General features: G+C 26.7%; 12 protein-coding genes and 1 pseudogene. All 13 read right to left on the minus strand.

Annotated elements, in window-relative coordinates:
* Positions 1–2183: ATP-binding protein (locus J7M87_RS00240; RefSeq protein ID WP_291647539.1), on the minus strand; the 2183-nt coding region annotated here is incomplete at its 3' end.
* Complete coding sequence (locus J7M87_RS00245) at positions 2143–2559, minus strand: conjugal transfer protein (RefSeq protein WP_074124047.1); 417 nt, start codon at positions 2557–2559, stop codon at positions 2143–2145. The genes J7M87_RS00240 and J7M87_RS00245, both read right to left, overlap by 41 nt.
* A 79-nt stretch (positions 2560–2638) precedes the next feature.
* A pseudogene (locus J7M87_RS00250) lies at positions 2639–3143 on the minus strand (antirestriction protein ArdA).
* 94 nt (positions 3144–3237) lie between these two features.
* Complete coding sequence (locus J7M87_RS00255) at positions 3238–3504, minus strand: hypothetical protein (RefSeq protein WP_074124042.1); 267 nt, start codon at positions 3502–3504, stop codon at positions 3238–3240.
* A gap of 115 nt (positions 3505–3619) precedes the next feature.
* Positions 3620–3841, minus strand: a complete 222-nt coding sequence (locus J7M87_RS00260) for a hypothetical protein (RefSeq protein ID WP_074124039.1) — start codon at positions 3839–3841, stop codon at positions 3620–3622.
* 66 nt (positions 3842–3907) lie between these two features.
* Positions 3908–5107 (minus strand): MobT family relaxase, encoded by a 1200-nt coding sequence (gene mobT / locus J7M87_RS00265; RefSeq protein WP_330613547.1) that lies wholly within the window; start codon positions 5105–5107, stop codon positions 3908–3910.
* 174 nt (positions 5108–5281) lie between these two features.
* Positions 5282–6685, minus strand: a complete 1404-nt coding sequence (locus J7M87_RS00270) for an FtsK/SpoIIIE domain-containing protein (protein ID WP_074124036.1) — start codon at positions 6683–6685, stop codon at positions 5282–5284.
* Between the two features lie 26 nt (positions 6686–6711).
* The gene (locus J7M87_RS00275; RefSeq protein ID WP_074124034.1) at positions 6712–7089 is read right to left on the minus strand and encodes a YdcP family protein; all 378 of its coding nucleotides are present in this window, start codon (positions 7087–7089) and stop codon (positions 6712–6714) included.
* Between the two features lie 13 nt (positions 7090–7102).
* On the minus strand, positions 7103–7417 hold the full coding sequence (locus tag J7M87_RS00280) for a YdcP family protein (protein ID WP_074124032.1): 315 nt from the start codon (positions 7415–7417) through the stop codon (positions 7103–7105).
* Between the two features lie 163 nt (positions 7418–7580).
* On the minus strand, positions 7581–11417 hold the full coding sequence (locus J7M87_RS00285) for a SpaA isopeptide-forming pilin-related protein (RefSeq protein WP_074124030.1): 3837 nt from the start codon (positions 11415–11417) through the stop codon (positions 7581–7583).
* A gap of 197 nt (positions 11418–11614) precedes the next feature.
* On the minus strand, positions 11615–12343 hold the full coding sequence (locus tag J7M87_RS00290) for a TatD family hydrolase (protein ID WP_074124028.1): 729 nt from the start codon (positions 12341–12343) through the stop codon (positions 11615–11617).
* Positions 12336–13799, minus strand: a complete 1464-nt coding sequence (gene qatC / locus J7M87_RS00295; protein ID WP_074124026.1) for a Qat anti-phage system QueC-like protein QatC — start codon at positions 13797–13799, stop codon at positions 12336–12338. Before qatC ends, J7M87_RS00290 begins: the two co-directional genes overlap by 8 nt.
* Positions 13783–14191, minus strand: a 409-nt coding sequence (locus J7M87_RS00300; protein WP_291647544.1) for a hypothetical protein, incomplete at its 5' end; no start/stop codon positions are given. The genes qatC and J7M87_RS00300, both read right to left, overlap by 17 nt.

Below are 14191 nucleotides of genomic sequence, written 5' to 3' on the forward strand. Positions count from 1 at the left end.
ACATCACCTGCATTTTGAGTTACAAAATACACTCCTGCATTCATAGCACGTCCTGCTCTAACTAATTTATTAGATAAAGTTTTTCCTTGTGCTACATTAAGAAATGTCCAAGCTTCATCTAAATCTACTATTTTAAAAATACTTCTATCTGAATGAATAAAATCTAATGCAAAAGTACTAATTACTATCAACATAGCTACTGAAAGACTTTCCATTGTTGTATATTCTTCAAAAGAAGTATCTTTATCTGGCAAAACAAGATCTGTAACTTGTATTATATTCATTTGTTTTTCTAGATTAATTGAACCTTTAATATTTCCATCTGAGAAAAGTAATTGTGCAAAATCATAGTCTGTAAAACTTTCAATATGATCTGCAATGTTATTTGATATTTGAGAATTATCTTTCCTTAATTCATCTATTACTTTTAAAAGTCCTCTACATTTACTCAGAGTAACATTTCTTATTGCTTTTCTAAGTATAGGAAACTTCTCTCCATCTCTACTACTTATTCCTGTAAGAAAAGTTAGTATATCAATAGCTAAACTTTCACTATCTTTTACTTCTTTCATAATTACATATGGATCTAACATTCCTTTATTTTCTATATCACTTGTTAAATTAACAATATTTATTTCATTAGCTATTTCTGGTAAATTTTCTTTCCATTTACCACGTTCAGCTTTTGGATCTACCAAAACAGCTTGTCCTCCAAACAATACTGAATAGTAAACAAGTAAGTTATTAGCAAATGATTTCCCCCCTCCTAAAGATCCAATGAATGCTGCTGCCAATGCATTAGTTACAGAACCTTTCACTCCTTGGCTTGCAAGATATGGTTTCAGATATACATTTCTTCCTGTATCTAAACTATATCCAATATATATCCCTTCATTTTCTCCAAGTTGTTGAGTTGCCCCAAATCCTAATCCTGCTAGAAAATCACTAGTTACATATTGAATATAATCATTTATATATCTTTTACTTGAAGGTATAAATTCATTATGAAATCCTATCATATCTCCCATTGGACGTACTAACTTTACATTTAAATCATCATAAAAATCTTTAACTTCATCACAACGGCGTTTTAATTCATCAATGCTATCTGCTGATACCCTAATTACATAACTTAACTTATACATTGATTCTTTTGTTTGATCTAAATTATTTTCAAGCTCATTTACAGCATCTAATGCTTCTACCACATTTGTTCCTGTTTCATTTCCTGCCTGCCAAGCATGATTATCTAAATCTCTTAATTCTTTTTTCTTATTTCTAACTGTAGTTAAAGCCTTTTTATTTGTTACAATTTCAACATTCATACTAGTATCAATAGGAAATGTAAACTGCTGTTGCTGATAATAAAATATCTCACTAGATGGAAAGTCCATTTCGCCACTAATACTTTCAATAGTAAAATAAGCTACAAAACTTTCTGAATCCTCATGTGTAATTTTTAGGTATCTTTGCTTCTCTTCTATAAGACACCTAGTTGGCTTTATAAGGTCATATTTCTTTACTAATGTTTCTCTTTTAAGTTTCTTTATAGGTAAGTGATATTGATAGTCTTCAAAAGCTGTACCTTTCTTTCCATAATTATGTTCAATTAAATATCCAAAATCATTTTTATCTAACCTTCTAACTTTGAATCTTCTTGAAATTTTATTTTCTAATAACTTTTCCATTTTTGAAAATCTCATAATCTCATCATTATTTATACTGACAAAGTCTCCCATCAATTTATTATTAACATCATATATAAAATCTGATAGATTAGCTAATATTGACTTTTTTATATTCTTTATATTCATGTCTTCTTCTGTAACTAAAAGCTTAAATCCAATAAAAAAGCGATAATCAATTTGATTATCGCCAATCATAGAAACAAGTGCTTCTGTTTGCTCATCTATTTTTTCGTAAGCAATTTCTTTTAATTTCCCTGTAATATTTTTCTTTGACCTTTCTTGTGTAGCTCTTATAGAACTTTCAGTTGCTATTTGAAGTGCATGAATTTTTCCATTTCTATTTTGTGCTATTAATTGCCTAAAACTATCATGTACAATAAATTTTTGTTCTGCTGATAAGAATGAATAGTTATATGGTATTAATTCATAATATGCAAAACATTCTCCATCCTTATTAAATACAAGATTGTTCTCTATATATTTTATCGGGAACATATAATTCACTCCTTACTATAGTTATGTTTTCATCAATAGTTTCATTTTTAAATTTAATTCTTTTTCCTGCATATGTTATTTTAGGTCTAAATGCGTATAAGATTATTGACTTTAAAAATCCATATGGTTTCTTTCCATCAAAAGTCTTTTGAGACATAAACCAAGTTATAAAAACTGGTATTCCAAGATACTTCAAAAATACTCCTTCTATCATAGATAATGGAGGTAACTTACCAAATAATATGATTATAAATAGTGTTAATATAAACCATGTAATTTGTGTAAAAGTAATTGGAAATGGAAGTTGAAAATCATTTATTGCATATATAACTTTCTCTACATTCCAAATACCTGTATATGACTTAATTTTTTTCAAATACACCCCTCCTTACTAATTTTAAAATTAAAAGACAGTTAGTATAATTCTAACTGTCTTCTATAAAAACTATTAAACTTTAATTAGCATACTCAAATACTCCATGATTAGTAACTACAAAACTATAATTAATCTCTAAATCACGAGCATATGCTTCATAGTTAATATAGTTTCTCACGTTTTCAGGTATTTCTCCCAACATATTACAATCATCTATAAGATAATATGCAACATCAGACATGTCACTACATCCTGGATAATAAATAATATCATCCTTATGTTCATATAATTCTTCAAAGCTAGAGAAAAAAAGCTTTTTGAATATCACTAATAGCTTCACCAATATCTGTAGATGCTAATTCTTCAGCCATAGAACATAAACGATTAATCTCTTCTATTGAAGTATACTCACTGATTTCAAAAGGTAACTCCCAATCATGTATTGCATATTCTTCATATTTACTATTTAATCCTATACGTTCCTTCAAATCATCCCAATCAATCGGTGGTGTAAACCACTCTCCAACTAATTCACCTTCATTGTATTTTCCTAAGTTTGCAATATATACTCTCATTTCTTCCATACTACTATCTCACATCCTTTTATTAAATTTCAATATAAAAAGCAGTAGATAAAAATCTACTGCTTTTTAATAGAAAAGGCATTCTTATTTAAGCTTAATTTACGAAAAATCCAATAACCAATAAGACACCCGATATACTCATAATAAAACTAAGTAATATAAATAAAATTTCAAATCTATTTTTATTTTTTCTATAGGACTTTATATAAGTACTAAAATAAGTAATACCTATTATAGTCATAATTATAGCACTTATAAAATCACTAAATTGATTTTTAAAAATAAATTTAAGCACAAGCCAAATAACTATTAGAATTGTCACTATTAATGATATAAAATTTTTATATCTCTTCCATTCCATATTATTCCTCCCCAATTTACTTATTTACTGAAATTTTACTTACTACATACTAGTTTATAAAATATTATCTAATCTTAAAATTTATAAAAATATTATATCATATTGATTAATATTTCTAAGCTCCTATAATTTTATTAAACAACTTAAGTAATATGTCTTTAACTCCTGCTGCATTAAATACAAGTCCTACTGCAATTAATGCAACTACTAAAAATCCTATAAGTTTTGAAAATTCTCTCTTAAATCCAAGATATACACCTATTATAACTATAGCCATTAATACTAATGACTGTGCATTCGCTAAAAACCAATTATATAAATTTTGTCCAAAATTCATATTTCTTCTCCTCCTCACCTATAATTTTTTATTTCATCTGCTATCTACAATCAGATTGTATTTACTTTATTCACAAATAATATCCTCAACATTTACTGAATTTTGATGAATTATTTTTTTATGACGATCTGTTAATTCTGCATGTCTTATTAAATCTTCAATTAATGTTGTATTATTCAAGCCATCTAATCTTTTAATCATTTTTAAAGTTGGTGCAACCTGTCTTGATAGCCAGTTTAAAGTTTTATAAATATTGTATGGTTCTGGACTTGTTGTTAATTTTAATTTTTCTCTACCTTCACCTATAAAGTAGTTCCAATGTTCATTAATCTTCCATTCACTCCTATTTTTATCTTTATTTTTATCTACAAAACGTATATATCTATTTATAATTGAAAATGCTGTTTTTTCAGCATCTCTATTAGCTAATAAATCAACTGCCGCATAATATGCTCTTTCATTTTTCAATCTTATTTCAAATCTATTTTTTATTTTTGCTTCATCAATAGGTATATCTAGTTTTATATATTGTTCATAATCTTTTTCATAAATACAAAAGTAAACTTCACTTTTTAATGATCCAATATATAAGGTATTTCCCATACCAATCTTTTCATTTTTTCTTACTAATTCTCCTGATCTATAAGATTTGAAACTACGAAATACTGAAATACATTCTTCATTATTACACTTATCAGTCAGTTCTTTTATATCTAATATTCCTACCATATCGTTAATCGCTAGGTCTAATCTCTTCATAACCCCTCCATCTATTAACGCATCTAATAGGAAGTCATACCAACTTCTATGCTGAGCTAGTAAAAAATTTTCAAATTGTCTGCATCCTTGCCCTTTTAACTCTATTAAAACTCCTTTCTCTATATCTTGAGATACTAGTACAAATATATTGCCTATAACATAATGTTCTGAATAAGAATAAAATCCATAATCTTCATGTATCATATATTCAATCTTCAACTTCAATATATCATTAACAACATGTTTTACATCTGTTGTTGGAAATCTTATTCTTATATAATCAATCATCATTGTAAGTGGTGAATCAGGATTCAATCTTTTCATAGACTCTATTAATTTTTCTTTTATTTCATTTTTAACTATTATTTTTCCATTTTCAATTTTATTTAGATACTCTCTTGTGATTCCAACTGATGTAGCTAATTTATTCTGAGAAACTCCATATTCTATTCTTTTTTCTTTTAAATCTAGAACCCATTTTTCTATGTTCAATTTAAATCTCTCCAATCAAAAAGGTATGTGAAATAATTTCAATTTTTTTCACATACCTCTAATTTTATAAAACTATTTATTTTCAATAGTTCCATGTATTTATTTAATTATTTTTAGTCTATTTGTGCCCCCCTGTTAGATTCCGGGGGCTAATAAATATTGGTATGGCAAAGCCATACCAATAGCAGGCTAGTTCAAACAATCGTCTTTCGCTTCGCACGCCGATTGTTCTACCTGCCTGCTCTTAATGATTTTATCTATTTCTTTCAAAAAGTCATGTCCTTTGGGTACTAATGGGGTATAAAATTCACTTATAACATTTGTACCTACATCCACATATCCTCTCCCTTTAATTTGTTTTAAGAAAAATTCCTTATTTGCTTCACCAAACATCATATTATATCCAAGTTCAGACATCCTCCCAAGTGCTACCCTAAAATTAAACTGATCCCTAATACCATCTCCAAGATATTTCGCATCCGGACGTTGACAAGCTAATATAAGAAAAAATCCTGCCTGTCTCCCAAGCATTACTATTTGCTTTAGTTTATTTAAAACAGTAGCATTTTCTTTAGTTCCTAACATTTCCATAAAAGCAACATACTCATCAAATATTAAAAAATTAGCCGGCAATCCAAGATAAGCATAGTTTTCTCCTGTCTTATAATTATCCATAGTTTTCATAACTTCACTACGTTTCATCATTTCATCATAGAAGCTATTTATGCACGAAATCATATCTTCTTTTCTATAATAAACATTTGGCATAACTGTTTTTAAATCAGCAAGATCTGCATTTTTAGGATCTAAAACATATAATATAGAATCTGTCCTTAACAATGCTTCTATAATTGTAAGTATAAAATATGTTTTCCCTCCTCCCGTTCCACCTGCAATTAACATATGTGGTAATTTATCAAACTCCCAATATACAGACTTCATAAGTTTTAAACTCCCATTGCTAACTTTAACTTCATCAATGGATATTCTATTTGCAATGGTATCATATAATAAAACATACTCAATATAAGAATCTTTTAGCTCTTTAGAAATTAGCTCACAATATAAGCCAGATTCTAACTTCTTTTCTAAATTTAATAACTGCTCCTGATACTTTCCTAAAGTTATTTCAACTTTAATATAAATTAATCCATCCTTTAATTCGTAATACATCTTAGGAAAGTATACTATTTTTTCTTTCTGCTTATTAGAATTTAAATCTTTAAAAAATCCACTATCTTTAATAGACTCAGATTCATACCATTTATTTTCTAATATCATTCTTGCTAATTTTTGACGATGAATTAATTTTTTAAATCTATCATATTGATAGTGATAATATAAAAAAGCGACTAATAGACAAATACTAATCGCTAATATTATTGTTAATATGTTATAAGTTGTGAGTGAAAATGATAATCCATTCTCTGAAAACAAGTTTATATTTTTCCAGTTTATTTCTGCAATCTGTTTCACATTAAGAACTATCAATAATGTAATAAATATAATTGACAATATACTTATTGAAAAATGAAAAACCAGTGATTTATCACTGGCTCTTATCCTATTCCCTTTATATTTATAAAATTTCATTTTTTATCCTTTCTTTTTATATTAACCTACTTTTTCTTATGAATATCTTTTTGCAAATCTCCACCTAATTGTTCCTGTCTATTTTTCAATACTATATCATCAGCTTTAATATACCAATCTACATCAGTACCATTAAAATTAGCTGTAGCTACTGTATCTGCAACTGGATTAATGATATCTACTTCTGCATTATAATCAAATTCTTTTAAAGGTATTGATGCAGGAATACTAACTTGTATCATTCTTCCTTGCCCCCTACTCTTTAAATCATAAGTACGTTCTTTAATCTCATTTGATGGTGTCCCATCATCATTTTGAACACGTACTTCTCTTCTCAATGCTGAAAACTTTAACATTCCAAATGTTTTTTCTTTATCTATAACTATTCCATTTGCTAATCTCATAATCCTATCCTCCTTAGGCCTTTACTATATCATCTGCTAATAAAATATAATTTGTAAAACCACGAGTTCCTATTTTATATCCTTCTGCTATAATTTTAGGGTTTATTAACTTTACCCTTTCTTCAACTTCAAAGGATTTTTCACCTGCATTAGCTGGTAGAACAACAACTATATCATCTGCTCTCTGTATATCAGAGTAAAGATTATATGATCTAGACATAACTGTCATTTTACCGTTTATTCTTTTTTGTTCAACATCGCCTTCTCCTGCATATTCTAAATTTCCAAATGTCTTCTCCATGTTAGGAATAATATGTTTTAATTTCATAATCATTTACCTCTCTTTTCTAAAATTATATGATTCTTTAAATTAATACTTTTAAGTGTCGGGGATCTAATAAACACTACTTTATAATTCATGATACCTCCAATATTCATAAAAATTTGTATAAAAAAACAGATACTTATTTATATCTGACATTTACATACTTCTATTTATCTTTTTTACGTCTCATTTTTAATAATAATGTTCCTGATGCTAACATTCCTATTCCATATAAAATAACACTATTGTCATCTCCTGTTTTAGGTATAGAAACTTTCTCAAATTTCTTATTAGTCATTTTGCAAGTTACAACTTCACCATTTTCCTTTATTTCAAATTTCATTGGTGTTTCATCAATTTGATAGCCTTTAGGTGCTTCATACTCTTGGAAGTAATATATTCCCTTAGGTAAATTATTAAAATAAAATACACCTTTATTATCTGTTTTACCTTCTATTAAAATATTTTTATCTTCATTTAATACTCTAATTCCTGTATTAGGTAAAGCTTCCCCTGTTACTAAGTCAGTCTTGATTAACTTAGCTCCTCCTTTGATTAATTCATTTTTAATCTCCAGCAAAATTTTATCTTCACTATTATTTTTTTCTGAAATTAAATTATTGCTATCATCAAAAGCCTTTATTCCTTTTTTTGTTGATTCAATACGTATGACTTTATTAGATAATATATACTTATCATTAGATGTTTCTTTTTCTTTTAAATAAAATGTTCCTACCGGTATATTATTAAATTCGCCTATTGAGTCTTTTCCTATTGTTACTTCTTGTATTATATCTCCTTTTTTATCTTCTAATATAAACTTAGCCCCTTGCCCTAATTCAGTAAATTCAAAGCTAAATCCATTTCTTTTATTCTGTATAGCTTTTTCATTAATCTTTTTTATTTTAAAGCTATTTAATTGAAGTTTATTTAATATTGGTTTTATATTTTCATTCTTATCTCCAAAGTCTACACCATCTGCATAAATATTAATTTTTACTTCCTTATCATTATTGTTTGAGTTAAATTCAAAATCATATTCTTTCTCATTTAAAATATGATTTTCTCCTGAATCTATTTCTTTTAAATAATATTTACCTTCTGGTAGTTTTATATTTAATTCAGCAACTCCATCTTTAACATCTTTAATTCCTACCATTGAATTTTCTGGAATCTTAATATTATTAGATATTTCTTTTTCTTCTCTAATGAATATTCCAAATATTTTACCATTACCTTTAACGTCTTTTATTATAGGTTTATTATCTTTCCATCCTTCAATTTTTTCTTCATTTTTGAATATATTAACTAATAAAGATTGAAAATCATTATTTGCTGTAATACTAGTTTTAGTCAATTCAACTAACTGTCCTGAATAACTTAATTCAAAATCTATTGGATCTGAGGATATTATGTATCCATTTGGAGCACTCTTTTCAATAGCTTGATATTTTCCTAGATACAATTCTGATGATTTCCATTTTCCTTTTTCATCAGTTGTAAGGGTTTCTATAACGTCACCTTTCTTAAAGCGTATAGTTCCATCATTTGTAATAATATCTTCTTTTGCTATAATGTCATAGGTTACATTTTCTAAAGGTTTATATTCATATATTATCTCATGTAATTTTCCATACTTAGTTTCTTCTATTTTTATATCTTTAGGTACTTGTCCTTTCTTTGTAAATTCAACAATACCTTTTTGTGATGTATTCTCAAATCTTATTTCAATAACCCCATTTGATGAACCATCTACTTTAAAATGTATAGGACCTTTTGCTAATACATAACCATCCGGAGCTTTAACTTCTGTTAATTCATATTCTCCGTATGACAATACTTCTGGTGTTATTAAATATCCTTCATCATTTGTATAGAACGTATCAGTTTTTCCATCTTCATTATTTTTAGACATTGTTATAAAATCTCCAGTTTGTAAGCTTTTTATTTTAAATTCAGCTCCCTTTACTGGTATTATCTTCTTAGTTTCTGAATCTATCTTTACAACTTTCAATTTTTCTTCAATTACTTTATTCTGTATTGCATAATGATGTGTTTCATTTTGTTTTTTAACTATTACTTTAAAATCTTTTGCTGCAATATATCCTTCTGGTGTTTTAGTTTCTTTTACTGTATAAGTATCGTAAGGTAATCCTTCAAATTTTAAATATCCTTTCTCATCTGTATATCCTGTTTTAACTAACTTCCCTGTTGTGTCACTAAATACAGAAAACTCTACATCCTTTAAAGGTTTTATTTCTTTATTTTTTGTTTTAAAAATATTTTTTATTTTTTCTTTCCAATCATATTCTCCAAACTTTATTAAGTCAAATCCCCCTGTAATTACTTTCTCTTTTACTAGTGTTTCTTTTATAGCTGTTTCTACATTTTCACCTGCGTAACTTATTTCAAAATAATGTTTAGTAGTATCTAATAAATATCCTTCTGGAGCTTTCTTTTCAATCCAATAATACTTGTCAAGATATAAATTTTCTACTTTTGCTTTTCCAGCTTTAATCGTTACTGTTTCAACTAACTCATCATTATTTGATTTTCTTAATTCATAAACTGCACCATCAAGTTTTGCACTTCCTTGAGGTATTGATCCCGTTTTTTCATCTTCTTTAATTAATATTGCTTTTCCTTTTTGTTCTGTATCTTTATGACTAATAGCTGTTGATGTTACTTCTACAGTTTGTCCATCATATTTTAATTCAAATGGTATTTTTTCTTTATTTATTAAATATCCCTCTGGAGCCTTTTCTTCAAGTGCATAATACTTTCCAAGCTTTATCTTTTCTGATGTTGCCTTCCCGAATTTATCTGTGGTTATATTAGTTATCTTTTCGTCATTTTCATTATAGATTCCATAAATTGCTCCTTCTAATTTATAACTATCATTAGGCATTTCTACTCCAAAATCTTTTCCACTCTTACTAAGTATTACTTTACCTAACTGTTCTTTATTTCCTAATGTAACTTCTATAGTTTTATTTGCTTCAATAACAACTTTTTTAATTTCACCTTTATTAAAATATCCATTTGGTGCTGTCACTTCTGATATTGTTACAGTTGTTCCTTCTGGTATATCTTCTATATTCGCAATTCCATTAGAATCCGTTATAATTTCTTTACTCTTACCATCATACTCAAATCTAAGTTTTGCATTTGCTAATGCCTTTCCTGTGTCTTCATCAATCTTTTTTACTTTAATATTTCCTAACTTTATTACATTTATATTTAAATTTGCACTCATTGAACTTTCCATATGAAATTCTGCTAAGCTTTGATAGTTAGGCTTACGATAGACTATTGATGTCCCAACCTCATTTTCAGGAATTTTTCTATAGCTAATAACTCCAGAAGTGGATTTTTCATTTGCTGTAATTTTCAAAGTATTTTCTTCAAGTACTATATTTGTTCCCGTATTATTTGATTCTAGTTTCATTTCTCTAATAATGCCATTCTTATCTTTTAACTCAATTGTTTCTCCACTTTTAACTGCAACTTTTTCATTATTCCATGAAGGTAATATATTATGCTTATTTACCTTTTCAAGTATTTCAGCTTTTCTTTTATGATAATTGGGAAGTGTTGTAGATATAAATTTATCTCCTAACTCCTCCCATATAATTATTTGAGTTAATGCATAGTCATATTTTGATTTATTTGTATCTGTATATCCATAGTAAGCTATCTTAGATAATATATCTTTCTTTGAATTTATATACTCCTCTGATATATATCCGCCTCCACTTGCTGTTTTAATTCCTGGTTCTACACAAAATACAACTTTATTATCCATTTTCATACGATAAATATTATGATTAATTTTTCTTCCTGTAATTGGACTAATACCTAAATAATTAAATCCTGTATGTTCACTCATATCCAGCTCACTAGCATAAACTGAAACCGATGATGTAAGTATAGTAGTAATTATAGTTACAAAAACCATAATAAAACTTAAAATTCTTTTAGATGCTTTTAACTTTTTCTTCATTAACTATCATCCTTTCTTAAATATATTTTTATATAAAAAAATAGACATCGAATATATAAATTCAATATCTATTTCTATTGTTAATAACTAGTTTATTAATTTTTATATTTAGATTATATGTCTATACATGCACTTAAAATATATAATTTCAAAACTTACTTTAAACATATTCACATATAATCTAATAATAAACTATATTATTTAACTAAAAGTAGTTTTTTAAAATTATTAAAAATTAACTTATTAATATCGGCTTCATCTATTGTAGATGCTAACATAGAATATATATCTATTAATCCTTCTGGCTCATATTTTTTTCCATTAATTTTACTGAATGGTCCATCACTTTCTATTAATAATCTTGTCTTTGGAATTTTCTTTATTATTTCAAGTGTTTTTCTATTCTTAAGCATGTTCATATTAATTGAAAAATAACAACCTAAATCAATTAATTTTTCAGCATATTTAATATCTCCTGTATACCAATGAATAATTACTTTTTTGTTCCCATTTTTCTTTATAGTTGTAAAAATTTCTTCTTCTGCTTTATTACAATGTATATTCAATAATTTATTACTTTTTGCAGCTATACTTGATATATAATCAAATATTTCCAATTGCTTTTTTCTATTAATCGAATTTACATTTTTAAAATCTAGTCCGACTTCTCCAATATACTCTGTTTTTACAATATTTCGATTAAATGATTTTTTTGAAAATGGTATATCATTAATTATTTTAGGATTATATCCAATAGCAAATTTCACATATTTACTTGAACCATATATATTCATACACGTTTCAAAAACTTCCGGTTGATTAGTCACACATAAAACATATATTTTTTTATTATTAAAATAATTATATATCTCATTATGATTTTTATAAAAATCTAAATGGAAATGAGTATCTATTAAATTATACATCTTTCTTAATTCCTATATATTCTATCAATTTGGAATCATTCTTATTTGATACATCTAAAATCATTTCTTTTAATTCTTCAAGTGAGTTCTTACATACTCTATCAAATTCTTTAATCTCCTCAAAAGTAAGATTACCCATTTTCATTAATTCTTTTTTATAATAATCCTTGTCTTTATTATTTTCATAAACATGTAAGAATTTAAGTAAAGCAACCAAGTCTTTAGCTCTACCATTATATGGATTCCCAAATTTCTTTATCATAGAAGTAGATAGTTTATAATTTTCATCATATTCTTCAATATATTTAGTATCATCAAACCCAATTTTATATAGAGATGCTCTTCTAATCATACATGGATAGCAATAACCACAATTAATCGGAGGTGTGGCACCAGCCATTCTTCCATGTGTTGGATGCGAACATGATAGAGTTAATTTTACACATTCTTTAAAAATTTTATTATTTTTAAACTCATCTACAATTTCACCTTTTGTATTATATTTATAAAAATTAGTAATAGGGATATCAATATCTAACAATGTCAATATTTCATTTAATCTTTTCAATGCCCATACATGTGTTGTACGAGTACTACATGAGCCTAAACGACTTTTTGTTAACGGCAAATTAATCCCTATAAATCCATTTTCGGGAATGTAAACTCCTTCTTTAGGATTAATAATTGATGCAACTGCAATTGCTACTGCCATAAATAAAAAAGATCTACTTCTACTTGTATCTTCAGAAAATTTATTCAAAAATTCTTTTGATACATTCATTGGTCTCTTTGGATTTGCAGAAAATACATAAATGTTTTTATTTAATTTAGGATATCCTCTATCCACACGTCTGTAAATATCATTAACCCTCTTTTTTAACAATTTATGCTCCATGCATGTTACAAAAAAGACCTTTTTATTATTTTCAAGCAATCTTAAAGCCCCGCAAAATGAATCTAATCCACCAGAGAAAAGACTAACACAATCAAAATCTCTATTTTTAATCATTTCATTGGTATTTTCATATTTTTTTGTGCTAAACTTTCCATTTTTATATCTTTTATTAGTAAATCTAAAATCTATTTTCCATTCATCTCCAGTAAGAAAATCAAGAAATTCTTGTAGCTTTTTTTTACTTGCATTCCATTTTTCTAATTCAATTACAGGAATATTAATTTCAAAATTTCTTGTCCAATTATCACTATATTTATATTCTTCTTCATACTTTCCTGATATTTTTTTTCTAGGAACTTTTCTATCTACTGCAAATACTGATAATGCAATAACTAACAAATCTTCATAAATAGCATCTATGCTTTGTATATTAAATCTTCGCCAGATATCCTCAAAATTCGTATTCAAGTTCCCTTTTCTATCTAGCATATTAAAAACAATAGCTTCTGAATATTCCTCAGCTAAATTTTCAACTTCTTCCTTATTAATCCAAATCTTCAATGCTATTCACCTCCATTTGTTTTAGTATATTAAATGTATCATTAATTATCCTTGATACATATTCTTTTCCAGATTTAGCTGTAAAGTCTAATTCAAGAACATTTTTAATAACTTGATCCACATATATTTTTTCTTTCACTATCTGTTCTACATCCCTAATTATATCATCATATTTACTCAAATCATCCATATGCTCAATTATCTTTTCTGCAAAACACTCCTCAAATCCTTTAACAACAAATTCTACTAAAAAAGTCATTAAAATTTCTTGCGAATTAATTTTCTCTAAATCCTTCAACTCATATATATGTAATTTATCTAGCGTATCTCCCAAACTATTTCTAACTATTTGATTATCTGGTGTATTAGCATTACTTGCAAAGTAGTTTAAA

Origin of the sequence: Clostridium sp., assembly GCF_017888565.1 — a bacterium.
Classification (GTDB): Bacteria; Bacillota; Clostridia; order Clostridiales; family Clostridiaceae; genus Clostridium.